This window comes from Xanthomonas sp. BRIP62418 (genome assembly GCF_003993495.1).
GTDB classification, from domain to species: domain Bacteria; phylum Pseudomonadota; class Gammaproteobacteria; order Xanthomonadales; family Xanthomonadaceae; genus Xanthomonas; species Xanthomonas euroxanthea.
Genome location: NZ_QEZG01000034.1, coordinates 201,840 through 220,377 on the forward strand (window position 1 = coordinate 201,840; position 18,538 = coordinate 220,377).

Sequence of the window (18,538 nt, forward strand, 5' to 3'; positions counted from 1 at the left end):
GATGACCATCGACCACGCGCCACGCACCCGCATGCTGAGCGCCACCGCGCAGCGCTACGTGGCTGAGGCGTTGCAGCTGCTGTATAGCGATGTGCCTGGTATCGCCGGTGACGAAGCACTTGCCCAACGTGAGCGTTACCGCGTGCAAGACGAGGAGCGAAACAATCCGCAGGCCGTGTTGCCGCTGGATGTGCAGCGATGAGCGTGAGCCGCTGCATCACCAAGGCGCTGGATATCGCCAAGGCACCGCGCCAGCAGTGGAAAGCCGCAATCGATGTGCTGCCAGAGCACTGCGAGCACGTGGCCATCTGCACTGGCGGTATCGGCTGTCGTGCACGCATTGCCGATTACCTGCGGGTGCAGTACCGGGCGCAGGCCCGGCGCGAGCAGTTGAAAGGGGGAGGGGGCCGATGACGCACAACAAGATCGACGTCGAGCAGCTCAAGGCTGCGGTGGACCTGGTGGCTGTGGTGGAGCGCTATGTGCAGCTACGCCGCACCGGCAAGGAATACGCGGGCCTCTGCCCGTTTCACAACGAGTCGTCGCCTTCGTTCACCGTGATCCCGGCCAAGGGGTTCGTGCACTGCTTCGGCTGTGGCGCGCATTTTGACGTGATCGGCTTCCTGATGGCGATCACTGGCTGTGATTTCCACGAGGCATGCGTGCAGCTGGGCGCGCAAGACTTCCGCCAGGCCCGCGATGGCGTGCGCGTGGATATCGAAGCGCCGCTCGATGTGACCTGGGTGCCGCTGATGCCGGTGCCGGATGATGCGCCTGACCTGCTCGCCGGCAACGGCTGGACGGTGCCGATCTGGAATCCGAAGCGGGGCCGGTTGCGACGCATGCGTGTGGTGCGGGCCGATGCTTACCGCGATGGCGAGGGCCGGCTGTTGGGCTATGTTCTGCGCGCCGAGTTCACCGACCGGCAGACGCGCAAGGTGAAGAAGTGGACGCCGCAGGTGACGTGGTGCGTGGGACCGGACGGCAAGCGGCAGTGGTGCATCCAACACTTCCCGGCGCCGCGCCCGATCTGCGGCCTGGATGCGCTGGCGGCCAAACCGCAGGCCGACGTGTTGCTGGTTGAAGGCGAAAAATGCCGCGCGGCTGGCGCTGGCGCGTGGGAGCGGTATGCCGTCGCCTCGTGGCCGGGCGGCAGCAATGCCGTACCCAAGACGGACTGGCGGCCGTTGGCCGGACGCAACGTGGTGCTGTGGCCGGACGCGGATGCAGCCGGGCGCAAGGCGATGCTGGGGTGGCGGAACGATGCCGGCCATTACATCCCAGGCTTGGCGCAGCTGGCTATGCGCGCAGGTGCGCAGAGCGTGCGGTTGATCGACACCGATGGCATGCCGGATGGCTGGGACATTGCCGACGCGTTGGAGCGCGATGGCTGGACGCCACGGCAGCTGTCAGCTTGGGCAGCCGGGCGAGTGATCGAAGTCACCGTGGTGCCAGGCCATGCGCAGTGACACCTGTACACCGCACTCTAAAGTGCGCTCGCTATGTCCTTGATTTTTCTTAGCACTCCTCATTTTGGAGCATGTAACAGTGCGTGAGCCTGTGCACTCTCGATGAACCATCCTTGCGCGCTACGCATTCAAAAGGGGCCATGTTTGTGGCCCCGCACTTAAGAATGCCTAGTAATCCAGGTAACGCACTCATTGATGCCCGTTATTGACGGTGACTCCTTGGCCGCCCTCGGCCGTGAGCTCGTTCGCGACGCTGATTAGCCTCATCTGCTTCTTCGAGCAAACTTGCTGCCATGTAGGGAGTTCCCAGCGGGTACCACGTGGCGTGTACTTCAGCTAGCCTCGTACGATTGACAACCGCTAGCATCCAGGGCTGTGTCAGATGAGGGCAGTCCCGCCGCATTCCAAACAGGTCGGGGATGTGTTGCGACAGCGTGGCTCTGAGGCCTTCGGCATACCCGCGCGTCAGAAGACACCCACATACCTTGATCAAGAGATTTAGCTCTTCCATCTTGGCCTGGCCGTGGAAGTCGAAGAGTGACCTGCCATCCAGCGCGATGTCGATCAACTTCACGACAGAACGGTAGGACGCAGGGTGAAGGCAGGCAAGATTGAGGAACTGCTGCCCGGCAACCTCCCAGGGGGGAAGTGCGGAGAGTGATCCGGAGAACCCTCGCCGGGCGGGTCGAAAGGTCGCCGGCGCCTCGATACCGACTCCAGTTAAGAACAGCGTCATTTCACGGTCGGTGAGAGTACTCGCGGGCAGCTTGAGTGCTAGATCTGCCGCTACATTTGCGACCGCCGGTCGAATCTGAGCAGGGACGGTAAGGAAACCAGGGCGGTCCTGCCGCAACGTGTCGAGCTGCCTAAGAGCTTCCTGATTACAGCGGGGACCATGGATGGTGGTTCGCCAAGAACGCTTGTGAAGAGCGACCTGAGGCTTGCCACACCTCCACTCCAAAGCCTTCGGCAACTGAACAAGGCCCGCCAGTGCTGCCGCCGCGTCGGCCGGCAGTTCCGGCATGACGAGAATGGTGCGTCCTCTTTCGCTGGTGGCCCAGTCCAGGTAGATAGCGAGGAAGTCAGCGGCCCCTGAGGGCGGACCAGCCGATTGCTTGAGAGCTGCCTCGGTCGACAGCAAGGAGTGTCCACATTCACACGCTAGATTCTCGTCGAAGCACCAATCGGCGAGCGCGGTCGGCTTCCTGCCACAGCGCATGCACGTGTTCTGTAGTGCAACGCCGTGCCAAGGACAACGTTGGATCCAGGGTAATTGATGTAGTAGCGTGTGGTAGCCTGAATGCATGCACTGCGGGCAATAGCGGAGTACCCAACCAGTTTTGAGGATGTTCGAGGGCGCCTGAAAGGGGAACCATGCCGTCAGATTCCACGTCGGCGGCACTGTGGGTAGGTGCAGGGCGCGAGCCAGAGCCGCTTGGCGAACGTCAGAGAAGGTCATCAGCTCCGATAGGTCATCCGCCCGGCGGCTGCGGATTCCAAAAAGCCGAAAGAGGTCGATCGGGTCAAGGGCATTGAGCCGCACGAGCCGCGCAAGTAACCCGAAGGCAGATGTTGCAGGTAGGACTCTAAGGTCCATACCCACAAACGGAGTCGTCAGCGAAGAAGCAAACGGCGTCAAGGAGTCGCGCGATACTGTCCCTCGTAGCGTGATAGGGCGGCTCGGCTGAGCAGCAGGAATGATCATGCCGGCATGCCCCGATAGCCCGGCTCGATTTCCAGGTAGCCCGCGCGTAGCAGCCCTCCACGAATATTTGTTTCCGTGAGTTCACTGAACTCCGGATTCTCGTAGGCTACTCGGACCAGGATAAAGTACACGAATCGTTCGAATGACTGCATCGGCCATTCCACGACGTCAGGCAGGCCGTGTTCGGCACGCAGGGAATTGATCACTAAGCGGATGAGATCGACCTGAGTACCCAACCGCCAGCCCAGCGCGTATGCCTTGGGTGCAAAATATTGCGTATAAGAGATGCCAGATCCTTCGGGCCAAACTAGCTCCTCGTCATACTCACGAAAGGCAAGGGCCACGTCCGAGGCAAGTTGATGTTCTCGATCGGCCTTAGGGATCTCCCACAGCAGACCCGTGTAGTGGTGGGAGGTGGTGAAGAAGCGTCCATAAATGTGGCGGGGCGGACGCCTGTCAATCGCCGAACGGTCGAAGCGCCCCGAGTCGGTTTGATTGATAAAGAAAAAGAAGATTCGCCCGGTCTTCTCACACTCATTCACGATCGACATGACGTGCTCGTACTCGTCGGCAGTGAAGCGGTTTGCCTCGTTGAAAGCCACGCCGATCACTTGCGCGCCCTGACGGTGGCCTTCCTCCTGGAACATGCGAACTGCACGCATGAGCGTGCCGTTACTTGTCGCGCTTGCCGCGACCGTCTGCCCTTGCTGCAGCAGTAAGGAACTGGCAAAGTAGCCTTCGCCTGGCTTGGCCGGCTTTGTATAGCTGAACTCGATCATATACATTGGGAACGGCCGCCAAGCATCGGTCTGGATAAGTTGGCGAACACCATAGGTCTTGCCGATGCGACCGAAGCCATCGATCCAGATCGCATCAGAGCCAATCTCGATACTGTTTCTGGCATCACCGGCCAATCGTTCGCCAGGGCGCGTGATAATCAGTGGGCGCTTGAAGCGCAGCATGGGATGGCGAGCATCAGTCGTCATGGCTCGCCTCCTGGGATGCGGTTGAGCGACTAGTCGTACTTTCGTCGGACTCGCGCGGGTCTTGATGGACAGGATCGCTAGACAGCTGGATTGCGCTTGTTTTGCCAACACGAGCAAAGCTTTGAATCTGATAGGACGTCGTGCCGTCTAAGCAATGGGGTCTGTTGGTTTTCATGATTGAACTCCAAGGCGGCGATCCGCCGCCATAAATGAAGAGGCAACGGTTCAGCGCCGGCGGAGGTTCACCGGCCCGCCACGTGGCGGAAGTCCCGCCAGCGTTTGCGCCGCGCCGCTGGAGGTGCCGAGCGGCCGGTCAACTGGTGCACGGGGCGAAGCGCCACTGGCAACTTCGTCCGCCGCCCACTTGAGATGTCGTGCGCATTCGCGGACGTCGGCGTGATAGGCCTCGATTAAGTCGTCGATACCCTCCCAGCGCCCCGAATGGGACCTTTTCAGCTTTTCGGCACGCTTGCGTTCGGCGAGCGTGTGGGGCGTGCGTGCATAGGGAGGTAGCGTCTGCAGCGTGATGTAAGGCAGGCCACGCTCATCGAGCAATGTTAGGAATCGGGCGTCATCGTCTTCGATGTAGCCGTGGAACTTTTCGCTGATCAAGTCCGTACGGGGATTGAGCGTGTCACTACGATAGGTGCCATATCCGTAGTTGACGTGCGGTAGAACATCGCCGCTCTTACTCCCGCGAATGGTCACTTGGACACGGATTCGCCGCATATCGCGCGCGTCGTCGGCCGTGCGCGAGGAGCGCAGTGGCATGCCACCAAGCTCGATGTAGCGTTCGGCGACCTCGCGCGGGCTGCGATTATGCAGTTCCGCATGTGCGGACACGTTATAGGTACTAATGGCGACATCGAGAAAGTCCTCCAGCAAGTCGGCGAAGATCGGATAGTTCGACGCCATGCGTGTAGAAACCTTCTGCTCAACCCGATTTTTCGTCTCTGGCTCGAATCCTCCGGCGAGGAAGCGGAGCACTTTCTGTTCGATGAGCTTGAAGAACGCTTCAATCTCGGCGCGGGTTTGCGGAATTCCAGCGACACCGAATCTATAGATGCCGAGTTGGTGGTGCAGCATCGTGCGGCGGGCATGCTTGGCCAAATGACCAGAGAAGTTGTCAAGCGACAGCTTGAGCGCACGAGGCAACAGGCCCGGCATTGCCGCAGGCATCCACGCATTAGGCAGATAGCGCATACGACGATCACTGAGGTCACGCGGATGCCACGGCGTGAGCCCAGCGGACAATGTTCGCAGCAGGTCAAACTGATCGTAGGAAGCGTCAATGACCACCTGCCAAGAAACACAGGCGCGCGACCCCACATCGAACTCAACAAGCAGCAGGAGCCCAGAGATTTTTGCAAGCACCGAAGTGCCATCGGGCAGTGGTATTGCGACACACTGGTCCTTGAGGTCAATGTAGTGCCCATCGAACTGCATCTCATCGAACGGCCGGATGTCTGCCAGTTCCTTCCATTTCGTCAAGGCCATGGGCGCCGAAAAAGCCATCGCTTGGTCGGCGTTGTGCTCGCGCGAGCGCCTTATGAACGTCGACAGCGCTCTACGACCACCATCGCGCGTGTTGAGCGGGTAGCAATCATCCAACCCCTTTTCTTTCAGCATCCGCTTGATGTGTGCGTAGAGTCGATCGAATGCAGGACTAGTTCGCGTTCGTGTGGGCACTTCTCCCTTGAACTTAGCGACTAAAGCGCCGAGCTCTGGAATTGCCAGGACCAGCTGCGTCATCGCATGTGCCCGGCCCTGTGGCGGGAGGCCGGTGTGGCGGGGCTGTGGATCTACAAGTCGCGCCCCTGGAATGCATACCGCGAAGCCATTGATCCCGCCGTTGATGGCGGGCTTGGCACAAAGGTCCAGCATTCGACGCAGTGTCTTGGGGTATATGGAATACGCCGTAGCGACTTGCGAGATCGGCGCTCCCTCCAACAGAGCCACCAATGCGCCGACGCGATTATCGATAGCTTGCTTTTCCTCCTCAGTCCGGTCCGTCATCGCTTTTGTGTCCGGCCGCGGCAAGGCTAGAAGCGCGTCGGCCTCGGTGATGGTGAAGCGCGGCTTCATGTGCGATTCCTCCGCGCAACAACCGAACGCCGGGTGAGTTCTTGCTCGCGATCAAAGTCAAGGGCTCCGAGGCAGATCAGCTCGCAAGTCACCGCTTGGACATCTGCCGAATCGAACGGTGCGAGCGCTGCCTCAAGCTGGTCGATCCGCGCACGCGACTGTTGCTCGACGTTGGCGAGGATTCGTGCGCGCAATGCCAGACGATTGCCCAGTGACTGCGCTACCTGAGCAAAGGCCAGTAGTCGGTTGTGCTGTGCAATCGTCGCGCCGGCAACACGTACATCATGCTCGGTCACGAAGCGGAGCTGCAGGCCGGCATCACGTGCCATAGCCTGCCAACGCTCAGTTTCCCGCGGCCGCGGAATTCCACCTACGGTTTGTACGCAGTCGGCATCAGGCACAAGCAGCAGGAACTGCTCGAAACCCGAGGCATGCCGCACCCAAAAGTGCAGCTCGGTGTTCTTGTCGCCCAAGGGTAGGGTGCGGGGACGCTCCGTGTAGCACGCGATATGCGGATCGCACTCGAGCGCCAGTGCCACCGCTATGGCCGGCAGTCCGTCGACCTCCACCGGTCGCGCCTCCTTGATGGAAAGGAAACCGTAGACGTCGCGCTTTTCGAATTCGCGTCTGCCGTAGATTCGCGGTTCGAAGGGGCGGGGCCCGGGTTGGTGTAGCGATCCGGACGGGTCAATCGCTCGGGGCAAGGCAGCCGGGCTGCCCGGGGACATTTGTGAGATGAATGACATGGGTGCTCCAGGGAAGTGGTACGTCGCGTCCTCGATTGATGGGTAGGCGCACAGCCGTAACCGCCGCAGTGCGATTTACTGCGGTTGGGGTAGGGCGTGTGCACCACAATCGATGGCGTGCGTCGACGGCCGTCGGTCCAGGGTCCGCCGCTAGTTCCACAGAAATGGCGGCGCCGCTGTGCTTAGTGGCGGAGGACGGGAAGGCGATGGGGTCGACCGGCACGTGCTAAGTGCGGGCGTGGACCTTAGATGTGCATGAGGTTCTCCAGGCAAATGCCGCCCGTGCCTTTACGTCCAAGAGGGCGAAAGCATTGACAGAGCCTGCGAACCGTGGTCCCCTGGACGCACTTAGCCGCTAACTAAGTTTGCATCCCGAGCCCCTGTTCGCAGGGGCTTTTTGCATTGTGGTCGTCAAATCTAGGCGATCAGCACCTCTCTTCTTGTGGATGGCCACTCTGTCGTGGCCCTGATGCAAGGCGCGCCCTCCATGAGCGCTAGCCGGCGGCCCCCAAGGAGCCAAGCCAAGCCGCGATGTCGCGCGTGCGCGCGAACACGCCTCGTCGACCGGGCAGCGAGAAGGTGGTGACGGGCAGTCGCCCCTCCTTTTGAGCACGCTGAAACGATCGGGCGCTCTTGAAACCCAAGCAGCGTTGGAGGTCACCGCCACTCACCAATTCACCGTGCTCTGCGAGTAGATCCGCGAGGGGTTGGCTGGGTGCGTCTTTGGAACCTACGTGCATGAGAGAGACTTTCATGGCTAGATTTGGCGACGAGTGGCGTATTCCCCCAGACTGTTGCACAGTTTGCGGAGTGCCGGTGGCATGCCATTTCCCATGGGAACTGACACTCCAAAGAACCACCCGAAGCGGCCTGGTCCGGCCCCGATGGACATCGCGCTGCTAACGCGACATCGCCTGTGGGCCTGGATCGTCCTGGTGTGCACGCCGGAGGTTGACTCCTGGCATGCTCTTGATGAGCACTGGCTGGAGAAGATTGATGGTGGAACGTCCACCCAACGTCCGCTCCGGAAAGTGTTTCAGCGTTACTTCCACATCGGAAACGACCCGGGAAAGCTGCGGGGCATCAATGGCCTGAAGCTCGTGGAGGCCGTACACGCTGACTACCACCAAAGTGCAGCGGCGGCGCTTTACAACTCCCCGTTCTGGCAACTCACAGGGCCCGAAGTTCTGCCAGGAGACCAGATTCGGGCGATCCACGCTGACCTATTGAGAAGGCTGGGATTGGTTCGGCTGACCCCTACACAGCGGGTGGTGGCTATAAGCAGCGGTTTCAAGAATGTAGCAAGTGACAATCGAGACCTACGCACCATCGCGGAAAACGCCTACAACATTGGCGAGTTTGCTTCTGTGGATGCCATTGCCTTGCTGGCATGTTCCTTCCGGCTCGCGTTGGACGCCTTATCGCTCAAAGAGGCCGACGTCTACCTGGACGCGCTTCGCTGGTCAGTTCGCCGCATCCTGACCCGATGGGATGCGCATCACCTGGTTGGCCAGGCGCTGGCGACGCTGATTGAAGTCCGTCTGCTGCGTCGGCCCAGTGGCCCAGTGTCGCCTGAGGTGCTGGGCTTCAGAACGCGGCGGGATCGGTGCCACACCGAGCTGCCTGTTGTGTCGGTGTATACCTCGCACCACATGCTGCAAAGATGTGAGGCTTCCTACACATCGCCCATTGTGCTAAGGGACGGCGACATGGAGCTATTTTTCGATGACTTCCAAGAGAACTATCAAGTGCTTCGCGACCAGATCCTAGAACGACTTTCTGAAGGCGACGCGGATCAGGAGTGGATGGAGACTGCGAGAGCAATTCGTCAGCAGCGGCAGGATCTGATTGACGATATTTTCCTGGGTAACCTCAACACTTCTGATGAGGACGCTGTTGAGATGCTGCGCTATATCTCAAGATTCCGGGCTCTCCGCGGGCTCGCAGGCATCTTGGATGAGTTCTTCAACCCCAACCCCTAGCCCTATATTGGCACGCAGTACGTGCCTTAGAAGGTTGACCTACTCCCTGTAATTTAGATCAGCCAGCACTAAAATTTCTGCGACAATCAGGCCCAAGGAGGCCCGTCGCCATGAAGAGCATCGCTTCTACGTTGAGCAAGCAAAGAGCCGTAGGTGCTAGATCAGCTCGAGGGCTGGGGGCGACATCCAGTACCGATCGCCCAGTCGCGTGGCGACGGTGGAGAACACCGACGTAAGCGCACAGTCCGGAAGAGAGTAGGACGGAGAAAAGCAAAGCTTTCCTTCCAAGCTGCCCTGAGTGAGCCTGAGCCGCCGCGGCAATTCGCTGCTTAGCGTGGACTTCAACATCTCGACGTTGCCAGGGTATTGCAAGGATATCGACGCCATGCTGCGCACCGCTGCCCAGCATGCATAACGCCAGTGGCCCAGGCTGTATAGCGAGTCGTAAAGCATGAGTAGCCGGGCCAGCTCCACAAGAAAAAAGTCGGGAAACTGATGTATGCGCAATTGATGCCGAAGATAGGCTGTCACGTCCTGCGGAACCAGCTCCTGCCAGACCCTTAACCACATCTCTGCATAAGGGGGCTCTTGAGCCTCACTTTGCAGGTAGTCCTTGAGCCGCACCTCCAGTTCTTCGAAGAGGACGTGTGGCCAAGTGTAGGACCAGGCAATCTTGTCACCGTCGATCGTATGGCTATCCGGGCCGGCCTCCGGCTCGACTCGGACAACCCCCAGCGCATCCAATACCGAAAGAACACTGTGAGTGCCCTCCACCGTGGGCGCCACGCGTGTTCGCGCGTGGCGAGCTTGTACCAAAGCCAGAAGATAGAGGGCGCCACGACCGCCTAGATGACGGACGTCGCTAATAGTTGGGGCGTCAGGACGCACTAGATCCCGAGACTGCGTTTTTGAGTTGTTCATCGGTTCGACGAAGGACCAGGAGCAGTCGATCCAGGACCGCGGACTGCGTGCTGACCGTTGCCATGGCATCTAAGAATATCTTAGTATCCAAGCGCCGGTCACTTCCGCCATCCTTAGCCCTCCTTGAGGGGGCAAAAGTGAACAGGCGGACGGCAGAACATCCGGTTTTTGCGCTGCGGCTAGCACAGGCGCGCGAACGAGCCGGGCTATCTCAGAAGCAGCTCGGCATCCTTGCCGGCTTGGATCCCGCCGTGGCCTCTCCACGTATCAACCAGTACGAACGCGGCAAGCACGAACCCCAGATCAAGACAGCCAAACAGTTGGCTGAGGTACTTGGCATACCCGCGGCGTTTCTCTACACCGAAGACGAGCTGTTGGCCCAACTGCTTCTGCAGTGGAATGACCTATCCGTTCGCCAGAAGAAGGATCTGCTCAAAAGCCTTGAGAAAACTCCTGCGAAGCGGGAGCCGCGCAAGGGCCGATGACGCATTGGCCCGCGCTAGAGATCAAGCAGTCGAGCCGCTGGGTTGCTTGACGCGTCCCCGGCCTGAAAGTAGCCGATCGCCTGCGCGACGGAGCGATGCTCAGTCAGCGCCATTAAGGCGGGCAGGGCGATGCCCTGGCGGCCGCCCTCGGTGATAAAGCCCGAGCGCAGGCTGTGGCCGGCAAAGTCCCCGTTCAACCCCGCCTGCAATGCCCGCCGCTGCACAATCGCTGCAACCGCCTTCGGCGCCAGGGCAGGACCGACGCATTCACCCACAGGCGACGGAAGAGGGGACCCATCTGTGATGTCGGCCGCGCTCAGCCATTCAGCCAGGGCGAGTCCTGCGCGGCCCAGCACCGGTTTGTCGGGTGTGGCAGTTGCGCTCGGACCAGCCTGCTGGGTTTTGCTGTGCTCCAGCCGATAGATGAAAGCGTCTTCGCCGATGCGGCGCAGGTCCTGCCAGTCAGCTGCCGCGATCTCACTGCGTCGGCGCCCGCCACTGGCAAAACCAAACAGCAGCAGTGCCTTATCTCGAAGTCCCTCCAATGAGTCGTCACAGGCGGAAAGCAGCTTTCTGCTTGAGACCGGCGCCGATATGTCGGACCGCTGCCGAGGAGTGATCCCAGTATGAACATGACACGCTTGACCCGCACGAATGTCCGCGTACGGCCGAGAGCGGACACTGCGCAGGGCGGGGCAGAGGATTAGGGAGCGTTATCGGGGGTAGGGCAGAGGTCCGCCTCTGGCCAATAGCGGACATCCAGTGAGGGTGGTGCCTGTCTACAGCGCTCTGGGCGATTCACCAGGCACCGCAATGGCGCACCGTTACGCCTCAGCGATTGCCTGTTATGTGCGCCAGCCCCCCCTCATCGCCACTCTGTTTGATCGGCTACTGCCACCTGAGGCAGGCTCGGCGCACGTTCGCTCTGGCCGGGATGGATCACCTCACGGCCATCGCCCGGCTGTGAGGTGACCCAAGTTTCTGGACCAGAACAAGAAGCTTGAGCCAGATGTAAAGAAGATCCAGAACCGTTCCCGAAGTGACCCAGTGGAAAATTGAAGGAAACTTGGTTCTCCTGGTAGTCCTAGGCAGTGTCGGGTGGTCATGCCCCAGCGGTGGGCTATAACCGTTGAATTCCCAAACGAAGCCCTCCCTTGCCCCTGATCACGCTGAAATCCCTCAATGCCGAGATCAAACAGCTCGAAGCCCAGAAGGAACTGGTGGAGAAGCGCGACGGCGAGGTGCCGAAAGCCCTAGTGGTCCTCCAGAAGTATGCGTAGATCCTCAGCCCCGCCCAGCGGCAGCAGGTGGCCAAGCTCATCGGGGAAACGATCGACGCCAAGCCGTTGCGCGCACCCAAGGACGCCGCGCGGTCCCGCAAGTGCCGCAAGCTCGGCAAGGTGGCTCCGAAGTACCTCCTTCCCAGCGGGGAAACCTGGGCAGGCCGCGGCTTGGCCCCCAAGGCCTTTAAGGCATGGGCCAAGTCCGCCGAGGGCAAGGCATGGGCTAAGGTCTATCCCGGTGAAGTTCCCGTCAGCCGATGGCAGAGTGAAGAAGGCACTCGCCATGGTGGTCAAGAAGGCAAGCGAGCCGGTGAGTAAAGCCGCCCGGAAGGCCGTCAAGAAGCCTGCGAAGAAAGCAACCAAGAAGGCCTGATCGTGCGCGGAACGTTCCCCAAGAAGAAGAGCCGGCTCTCTCCCCAAGGCAAGGCCATCGCGGCCGCCCAAGTGTTGCTGGACAGTGTTGAAGGCCGGTTGGACGAGAAGGCCGCCGGCAAGCGCTTGCGCGAGGAAGTGGGCCTCCAGTGGTCCTACCTCACTTGCATCCAATACCTTTCAGGGCAAGAGGCCTTGGCCGCCATTGAATCCCTCCCCAAGGGTTGGGAGGAAAGCGGGCGCACTCAGGTACACCTTCTGGGGGCTGCAGTCTTGGCCGCACATACGGTGGCCAACCTGCGTTCGGACGGCACCTCGCTTTGCTCCAGCTACTTGGCTCAGGAACTCAAAGGAAAAGCCGTGGAGCAGTGGCTGGCTGAGAAATCCGACACGTTCCTGGAAGAAGTCTGACAGCCGGTCGACATGGCCCCTGATGGTGGCCCAAAGAGCTTTCGCTACCATGGGTGCGCCGTCCAAGCCATCTCACCCGGCGTTGGGGGCGGGGACGAGAATCCCCACCCAAGCGCCGACGAACGAGGCCCCCGCAAGGGGGCTTTGTTGCACCGGCAAGCCGGCCAGTTGGTTTTGGCGGTGCTGCTAGGTCCACGTCGCGTTGGCGTCTTCGGATCTATGCGCAGCACGACAGCGCGGCCCGGCAAGGCCGGGAGACGCCCAGTTGGGCTATCGTTGTCAACGGAGAGAAGGATCATCGACGCCGAACAGCAGAGATCATGACGACTGAAACCACAAGAGAAGGCAGCACTACGAAGGAACGACTGCGGCTCGGACGAGCATTGAGATCCGGCCATCTAGTTTTCGATAGCATGAACAAAGTGCTGCACGTGGTCCAGGACGGAAAGTCAGTTCACTGTTTCCCCTACGCTTCGCTTTCACCCTCTCACTGGGGCTATGTGTACGAACGACATGTCGGTTTGCAGTTCGAGGCTCAAGGCTATGCGGTGACGTACCGAGGACTTCAATTCGGCTTCGTGGACGGCGGCGTGGATCTGGTTCTTGAACGCGATGACGAGACCATTTACGTCCAGTGCAAATATACATTCGGAAAGCGCATCAGCGCCAATGAAGTTCGTTGGATTCTGCACAAGGCCGATGCTTACCTTGCGAGACAATACCAAGGTCGCCGACTACATTTCCATCTGGTGGTTCCTGATTCAAATCGGTGCTTCTCGTCGGTCAAGCTACGGCTCAATGGTACTGTCAAGAAGCATTCGACTGCACGCTACTTCGAAGAGCACAACAATCTCCAGAATCGAGTCAGGCTCAAGGTCGTGGAGGTGCCCATGCGCCGCCCCAGCAGCGAAATATAAAATTGATCCCCCCGGCTAAGAGCAGCTAACAAAACTACTGCGCGGCCGCCAGGCGGGCGCGGCCGGTGCTCAGAATCCTCATGTACCACTCGTACACTGTCGTTCCTGCGCGCCGTCCGCGCCCACCTGACGGCTGCTCGCTACGTTTTGTTAGCCGCTCTAAAACGATTTGTTACTATTGCCAGGAATGGACAGGCAGGGGGGGCGGATTTTCGGCCATAGTCGGGGGAAAAGAGAGTAAAGACATAACGCATCGGAAGATGCGCTATGTGGCCCTAGCTTATCGTCGTCCCCGACCTCCAAGAACAGCACAAGGACTTTGCATGGTCGATGCGCCCACCGATAAGTTTTCAGCCGGCGAGCAGGGTCTGGGATATATCTACCAGGCACGTCTCGCGCTGCTACAAGTGCTTCAATTGCCGGAAGATACTTCCATCTTCCTCGAAAAGGACGATGACCTCGATTTCATAGACGGCGACGGTGGCAAGTCCTTGGCCTCGTTGAAGCACAAAGCGATCGGCGATAGGCTCACCGACCTATCAACCGATTTCTGGAAGTCCGTCAACATCTGGCTGGTGCGGTACAAGAGAGATGGCCGCGCTGCGTCGAACCTGCGGTTCTTCCTGTTCACCACTGGCACGGTGTCCACCGGCTCGTTCCTTGCCCATCTTCTCCCCGATCAGCCTGTCGCCTCCCGTGATGCGGCAACGCTTACCGAATTGGCCGATGCCGCGCTTGCCGAATCGACATCAAAACTCATCGCACCGATCGCCAAGGCGTTCAATGAACTGAGAGATCCCGAAAAGCAGGATTTTCTCGAACGCATCCTGATCCTCGATGGCAGCCCACGCATCGGCGACATCCCGGCGCTCATAAGGGACAAGCACATGCGAAGCATCCGGCGCGAGCACCGAGAGTTCGTCTTCGAGCGGCTGGAGGGTTGGTGGACCGATGCGATGATCAAGCAGTTGACTGGCGCCAAGTCGGAAGGGATCTTCGGCTACGAAGTCTCGGACAAGCTCTCGAACTTCGCCGAGGAATACAAGGCGGACAACTTACCTATCACCTTCCGTGGAAAGGCGCCCGCAGACGAGATCGACACTGATGCCGACCCACGCCTGTTCGTGGCCCAACTGCGCGAGATCGGCATTTCCTCAAATCGGATCAGGAGCGCGATTCTGGATTATTACCGGGCGTTCGAACAACGATCGGCCTGGGCGCGCGAGAACCTGCTTGTGTTGGGAGAGGTCGAGGAGTACGAAGATCGCCTCACCGATGAGTGGGGTCGCTACAAGGATGTCGCTTTCGAGAAGCTGAAGGACGACAGCGCGGAAGAAGCACTGCGCGAAGCCGGCGCGGCGCTCTACAACTGGGCGGAATTTGAGACTGGGAAGATCGAATCCCTACGCATTCGCGCACGGGTGACGGAGCCCTATGTCCTTCGCGGCAGCTTCCACATCCTGGCAGATGCCACGCCCGAACCCAAGGTCTACTGGCATCCCAGATTCCTCGACCGCCTTGGCCAGGTGCTGGGGGTGGCATCGTGAAGCGATGGGATCAGCGCCCCTTCGAGATTCGGAACCTGTTCAACCCTGCATTCTGTGGCTTGGTCCTGTTCCGCGCCCTGCATGGCTACGAAGAAGAAGATGCCCGCGGCATGCCCTTCTCACTGTCGCTGCTTGTACTACCCCTGTGCCTGCACAAGGATTCACGCGAAGTGATCGCCAGCAGTCCACGCAGCTACCTGCTCAAGACCGCGGAGAAGAACCAGCAAATCATGGTGGGCTTCGCGGACCGGGTCACGCAGATGTTGCCGTATGCCTTCGAGGGGTTCGGTTTGCTAATGGAAAGAGGCTGCATCGCCGTCACGGACGACGGTCGCATCCAGACCGTGCCCAGGAAGGTCCGCAAGAGCGTAGATGGCACCGCCGAAACCGTCGCCTGCCAGAAAGTGGCGCGGATCGTCGGAAAGGAATTTGCACGCATAGCCGACCGGGCGACCGTTTATACGACTTTCGGGATTCGTCCATGAAGATCAGATCCATCCACATCTACAGCCATGACGGCCAGCGCCGAGACCTCCGGTTTAAGGTAGACGGACTCAATGTCATCACCGGTCGCTCCTCCACCGGCAAGTCTGCGCTCTCCGATATTATCGAATACTGCATGGGACGCTCCTCGTTCAACGTCCCGGAAGGCATCATCCGGGACAAAGTGTCTTGGTTTGCGGTGATCTACCAGTTCGAGAAAGAACAAGTGCTTATTGCCAAGCCGACCCCGCCCGGCAGTGGCGCCAGTTGCAGCACGGCAATGTTGCGAAGGGGTACCCAATTGCAGGTGCCCGAGTTCAAGGATCTGGCGGTCAACACTGACGATGACAGCATTGTCGAACTGCTGTCGCGCTTGCTTGGAATTCCCGAGAACCGCACCGAAGTCGCGCTTGAGCACAGCCGAGATAGTTACGACGCGAACGTCAAGCACACGTTCTACTACCTGTTCCAGAAGCAGGGACTGGTCGCCAACAAGGATCAACTTTTCTATCGCCAGAACGAGCAGTTCCAACCGCAGGCGATCCGCGACACGTTGCCAATCTTGCTTGGCGTCTCCTCCCACGATCGCTACGAGCTGGAATCCAAGCTACGCGTAGCGCAGCGCGATCTGAGGGTCAGCAACAAGAAGCTAGAGCAAGCGCGCGACGCCGTCGACACATCGCATGAACAAGCCATCGGCCTCTACTCGGAAGCAAAGACAGTGGGGGTCATTGGCAACACCGATGAGAACCCGAATGCGGACGGGATCATTGACGCACTGAGGTCGGCGCTGTCGTGGAAGCCTGAGAGGGTGCCAGACGACGACGGCAGCCGGGTTTCGTTTCTGGAGGATGAGTTAGTCCAGTTGCGTCAGGATCGCCGTGATACTCAGAACCGGATCGACGCGGCACGACAGTTCGCCAAGCGGGCGGGTGGCTACGAAAACGAGGCCGCCGAACAGATAGACCGGCTGGCCTCAATCAAGGCACTGCCGAAGAACCCCGACAGTGGCGAATGGCAATGGCCGTTCAGCGAGCAAAACTTGGCGCTGGAATCCCCGGTCGCCATCGTCCTGCTCAACGAATTGGAATCGCTCGACAAAGAGTTGCGCATCGCCACCGGCCAGCGCCCCAAGCTCGAAGCCTACCTCGCCGAACTGACCGGCAAAGCGGATGGGATCGCGGGCGATATCAAGCAGAAGGAAGCGGAGCTATCCGCGGCGATTTCGGCCAACGAAGTCATCGCCCAGATGGGCACCCGCAACAACGCAGCCGCGCGCGTGGTCGGCCGTATCAGCCTGTTCCTGGAAACGCTCCTCCCGAATGAGGATCTTGCCAAACTGGAAGCAGAGAATCGCCGTCTCATCAACAAAGTTAAGCAGCTTGAGGAGCAGATCGGTGCCGACGACAGCAGCGAACGCCTGACCTCGATCCTCAACAACATCTCCGCACAGGTGTCGCGATACATCCAGAAGTTCAACGCCGAGTTCGGTCCTTACCCTGCGCGGCTCAACCTGCCGCAGTTGACAATAATCTTCGATCGACCCGAGCGTCCTGTGCCGATGGGAAGGACCGGCGGCGGCGAGAACCATCTGGCCTACCATCTGTCAGCACTGCTCGCCCTGCACCTGTTCGCGGCGCAGAACAACCGTCCTATTCCGCGCTTCCTGTTGATCGACCAACCAACCCAGGTCTACTTCCCCTCCGAGCAGGTCTACAGGGATGCCGACGGTTCCGTGCAGAAGACGGAATCCGACGCCGACCTTGATGCGGTGCGCCGGCTGTTCGAGTTGTTGCTGAAGTTCACACAGGACGATGTTCCAGGCTTCCAACTGATCGTCACTGAGCATGCGAACCTGCGCGATCAGTGGTTCCAAGACGCGCTGGTCGAGAAACCGTGGACCAAGCCGCCCGCGCTGGTTCCGGAGGAATGGCCGCCAGGAGCGGCGAACTGATCCATCGAGCCGATATGCAACGGCCGGTATGGGGGGCTGGCGGGGTGGTGTAACGTGGGCCTCCACTCTGTTCGTTGGGTGGATCCAGAAGAAAGCGGTCCTTCACTAAGGTCCGCTCCTGGCCGAAAGCGGACCTTGGCACACAGGGCTAAGCAGGGAGGTGCTATCCGATTTCTAGGATTAGGGAGGTTTATCGAGGGTAGCGGCTGTTTGCTTTCGGTCAATAACGCTGCCCGATCGGCCAATGAAGAGCTCCGCAGGCGGCTTTCTTCTACGAGCGCTCGCAAACCTTCTGCACCGACGGTGAAGTACTACCGAAGACCGGTGCCAACGCTCGACCTTCGTCCGGGACGCTTCAAACCCAAATGAGCCGCGCTGGGGATTTTCGCAAGATGCCGCACAATGAGCTGACTTCTAAGGAGCCGCGTCCATGCTCAGTACTGTCCGGCAACACTATGTACCGCGCACCTACTTGAAGGCTTGGGCGGACGCTCGTGGCCAAGTTCGCGTCGAAGATCGAGTGTCGGAGAGGGATTTCTCATCATCGCCTGAAAACGTGTGTGTCGAGCGCTTCTATTACGAAGCCGACGCCACGCGCCCAGATAACGCGATCGAGAAGATGTTCCAGCCTTACGAGAGTAATTATGATCCGCATGCGGCGACCTTGAACGCGATTGCGGCTAGTGGGTCCAACATTGCGCAAGTCACGGCCGATTTGGCTACTGCAGGTGCGGATGCAAGCCTCGACACTGCCATTAAGGGCCTCGCGGCAGTAGCCTATTTCCGGACGCCGGCTGCACTCGAGGCTTTGCAGAATGAACTTAAGCATGATCAGTCGGATGCGGCTCAAGCAGCGGCGCTTGCGTCGCAGACACCGCATGACATGGCCAAATTAGCTTTTGATTCAACCTTGCTCAAGCGCTTTCAAGGCCTAGTTCCAACCTATTTTTTCTCAAAAACCCGTCTCTATCACCTGCGATCGAGCCTGCTTTCCATTGCAGTCAGCGCAGTTGTCATCGGGCAACTTCGGCTGGGCCATCGGCAACGATCCAGGAACGCACGCTCTTATGCCGATAGGGCCAAATCTGCTAGTCATGCTCTCCATGGAATCTGCTGTCCACCGGCTCAAGGCCATTCAGTTGACACCTGATCTTTACGAGCTGACCTTGCAGCTAGTTCGAGCCAACGCACG

At 59.6% G+C, this 18,538-nt stretch carries 18 protein-coding genes, 1 other RNA gene and 1 pseudogene; 14 read left to right on the forward strand and 6 right to left on the reverse strand.

What is annotated here, in order from left to right; translation table 11 throughout:
• Nucleotide 1: 1 nt before the first annotated feature.
• Genes EO174_RS09720 through EO174_RS09730 form a run of 3 tightly spaced genes read left to right on the forward strand, consistent with a single transcriptional unit; the run spans nt 2 to nt 1,469 of the window.
• On the forward strand, nt 2-202 hold the full coding sequence (locus EO174_RS09720) for a hypothetical protein (protein WP_126944104.1): 201 nt from the start codon (nt 2-4) through the stop codon (nt 200-202).
• On the forward strand, nt 199-414 hold the full coding sequence (locus EO174_RS09725; RefSeq protein ID WP_126944107.1) for a hypothetical protein: 216 nt from the start codon (nt 199-201) through the stop codon (nt 412-414). The genes EO174_RS09720 and EO174_RS09725 overlap by 4 nt, the downstream gene beginning before the upstream one ends.
• Nucleotides 411-1,469: a DNA primase gene (locus EO174_RS09730; RefSeq protein WP_126944110.1), complete on the forward strand. Its 1,059-nt coding sequence runs from the start codon at nt 411-413 to the stop codon at nt 1,467-1,469. Before EO174_RS09725 ends, EO174_RS09730 begins: the two co-directional genes overlap by 4 nt.
• A 202-nt stretch (nt 1,470-1,671) precedes the next feature.
• Here EO174_RS09730 and EO174_RS23170 read toward each other — a convergent pair whose 3' ends face one another.
• From EO174_RS23170 to EO174_RS09750, 4 genes are all read right to left on the reverse strand, one after another.
• On the reverse strand, nt 1,672-2,610 hold the full coding sequence (locus EO174_RS23170) for a hypothetical protein (protein ID WP_065031356.1): 939 nt from the start codon (nt 2,608-2,610) through the stop codon (nt 1,672-1,674).
• Nucleotides 2,611-3,170: 560 nt separating this feature from the next.
• Nucleotides 3,171-4,160 carry a hypothetical protein gene (locus tag EO174_RS09740; protein WP_065031355.1) on the reverse strand — a complete coding sequence of 330 codons (990 nt, stop codon included), beginning with the start codon at nt 4,158-4,160 and terminating at the stop codon, nt 3,171-3,173.
• Nucleotides 4,161-4,385: 225 nt separating this feature from the next.
• Nucleotides 4,386-6,245, reverse strand: coding sequence for a hypothetical protein (locus EO174_RS09745; protein WP_065031354.1), 1,860 nt, complete (start codon nt 6,243-6,245; stop codon nt 4,386-4,388).
• A complete protein-coding gene (locus tag EO174_RS09750; protein ID WP_126944114.1) occupies nt 6,242-6,991 on the reverse strand; it encodes a hypothetical protein in 750 nt (249 codons plus the stop codon). Before EO174_RS09750 ends, EO174_RS09745 begins: the two co-directional genes overlap by 4 nt.
• A gap of 884 nt (nt 6,992-7,875) precedes the next feature.
• Here EO174_RS09750 and EO174_RS09755 point away from each other — a divergent pair.
• Nucleotides 7,876-8,973: a hypothetical protein gene (locus EO174_RS09755; RefSeq protein WP_065031352.1), complete on the forward strand. Its 1,098-nt coding sequence runs from the start codon at nt 7,876-7,878 to the stop codon at nt 8,971-8,973.
• Between the two features lie 156 nt (nt 8,974-9,129).
• Here EO174_RS09755 and EO174_RS09760 read toward each other — a convergent pair whose 3' ends face one another.
• Complete coding sequence (locus EO174_RS09760) at nt 9,130-9,759, reverse strand: hypothetical protein (RefSeq protein ID WP_231110580.1); 630 nt, start codon at nt 9,757-9,759, stop codon at nt 9,130-9,132.
• A gap of 272 nt (nt 9,760-10,031) precedes the next feature.
• On the opposite strand from EO174_RS09760, the gene EO174_RS09765 reads away from it, so the two are divergent.
• Nucleotides 10,032-10,379 (forward strand): helix-turn-helix transcriptional regulator, encoded by a 348-nt coding sequence (locus tag EO174_RS09765; protein WP_065031351.1) that lies wholly within the window; start codon nt 10,032-10,034, stop codon nt 10,377-10,379.
• Between the two features lie 14 nt (nt 10,380-10,393).
• Here EO174_RS09765 and EO174_RS09770 read toward each other — a convergent pair.
• Nucleotides 10,394-10,948: pseudogene (locus tag EO174_RS09770) on the reverse strand (site-specific integrase); the annotation flags it as partial.
• Between the two features lie 585 nt (nt 10,949-11,533).
• On the opposite strand from EO174_RS09770, the gene EO174_RS23340 reads away from it, so the two are divergent.
• The 9 genes from EO174_RS23340 (at nt 11,534) to EO174_RS09810 (ending at nt 18,496) form a co-directional block, all read left to right on the forward strand.
• Complete coding sequence (locus EO174_RS23340) at nt 11,534-11,659, forward strand: hypothetical protein (RefSeq protein ID WP_256359909.1); 126 nt, start codon at nt 11,534-11,536, stop codon at nt 11,657-11,659.
• A gap of 27 nt (nt 11,660-11,686) precedes the next feature.
• On the forward strand, nt 11,687-11,980 hold the full coding sequence (locus EO174_RS23175; RefSeq protein ID WP_231110579.1) for an H-NS family nucleoid-associated regulatory protein: 294 nt from the start codon (nt 11,687-11,689) through the stop codon (nt 11,978-11,980).
• A gap of 57 nt (nt 11,981-12,037) precedes the next feature.
• Entirely contained in the window at nt 12,038-12,445 is a 408-nt protein-coding gene (locus EO174_RS09780; RefSeq protein WP_065031349.1) for a hypothetical protein, read from the forward strand.
• A gap of 320 nt (nt 12,446-12,765) precedes the next feature.
• The gene (locus EO174_RS09785) at nt 12,766-13,362 is read left to right on the forward strand and encodes a restriction endonuclease (protein WP_081280519.1); all 597 of its coding nucleotides are present in this window, start codon (nt 12,766-12,768) and stop codon (nt 13,360-13,362) included.
• An 80-nt stretch (nt 13,363-13,442) separates the two neighbouring features.
• A non-coding RNA gene (locus EO174_RS09790) (sX9 sRNA) lies at nt 13,443-13,518 on the forward strand.
• Nucleotides 13,519-13,685: 167 nt separating this feature from the next.
• Nucleotides 13,686-14,909, forward strand: a complete 1,224-nt coding sequence (locus EO174_RS09795) for an ABC-three component system protein (protein WP_065031347.1) — start codon at nt 13,686-13,688, stop codon at nt 14,907-14,909.
• Entirely contained in the window at nt 14,906-15,394 is a 489-nt protein-coding gene (locus EO174_RS09800) for a three component ABC system middle component (RefSeq protein ID WP_065031346.1), read from the forward strand. Before EO174_RS09795 ends, EO174_RS09800 begins: the two co-directional genes overlap by 4 nt.
• Nucleotides 15,391-17,346 carry a DUF3732 domain-containing protein gene (locus EO174_RS09805; RefSeq protein ID WP_065031345.1) on the forward strand — a complete coding sequence of 652 codons (1,956 nt, stop codon included), beginning with the start codon at nt 15,391-15,393 and terminating at the stop codon, nt 17,344-17,346. Before EO174_RS09800 ends, EO174_RS09805 begins: the two co-directional genes overlap by 4 nt.
• Nucleotides 17,347-17,776: 430 nt before the next feature.
• Nucleotides 17,777-18,496, forward strand: a complete 720-nt coding sequence (locus tag EO174_RS09810; protein ID WP_081280518.1) for a DUF4238 domain-containing protein — start codon at nt 17,777-17,779, stop codon at nt 18,494-18,496.
• Nucleotides 18,497-18,538: the final 42 nt, after the last annotated feature.

Coding starts and splice junctions, on each gene's coding strand:
- EO174_RS09730 (WP_126944110.1), top strand. CDS start 411: ATGACGCACAACAAGATCGACGTCGAGCAGCTCAAGGCTGCGGTGGAC.
- EO174_RS09740 (WP_065031355.1), bottom strand. CDS start 4,160: ATGACGACTGATGCTCGCCATCCCATGCTGCGCTTCAAGCGCCCACTG.
- EO174_RS09755 (WP_065031352.1), top strand. CDS start 7,876: ATGGACATCGCGCTGCTAACGCGACATCGCCTGTGGGCCTGGATCGTC.
- EO174_RS09805 (WP_065031345.1), top strand. CDS start 15,391: ATGAAGATCAGATCCATCCACATCTACAGCCATGACGGCCAGCGCCGA.
- EO174_RS09725 (WP_126944107.1), top strand. CDS start 199: ATGAGCGTGAGCCGCTGCATCACCAAGGCGCTGGATATCGCCAAGGCA.
- EO174_RS09745 (WP_065031354.1), bottom strand. CDS start 6,245: ATGAAGCCGCGCTTCACCATCACCGAGGCCGACGCGCTTCTAGCCTTG.
- EO174_RS09810 (WP_081280518.1), top strand. CDS start 17,777: ATGCTCAGTACTGTCCGGCAACACTATGTACCGCGCACCTACTTGAAG.
- EO174_RS09795 (WP_065031347.1), top strand. CDS start 13,686: ATGGTCGATGCGCCCACCGATAAGTTTTCAGCCGGCGAGCAGGGTCTG.
- EO174_RS09785 (WP_081280519.1), top strand. CDS start 12,766: ATGACGACTGAAACCACAAGAGAAGGCAGCACTACGAAGGAACGACTG.
- EO174_RS09720 (WP_126944104.1), top strand. CDS start 2: ATGACCATCGACCACGCGCCACGCACCCGCATGCTGAGCGCCACCGCG.
- EO174_RS09750 (WP_126944114.1), bottom strand. CDS start 6,991: ATGTCATTCATCTCACAAATGTCCCCGGGCAGCCCGGCTGCCTTGCCC.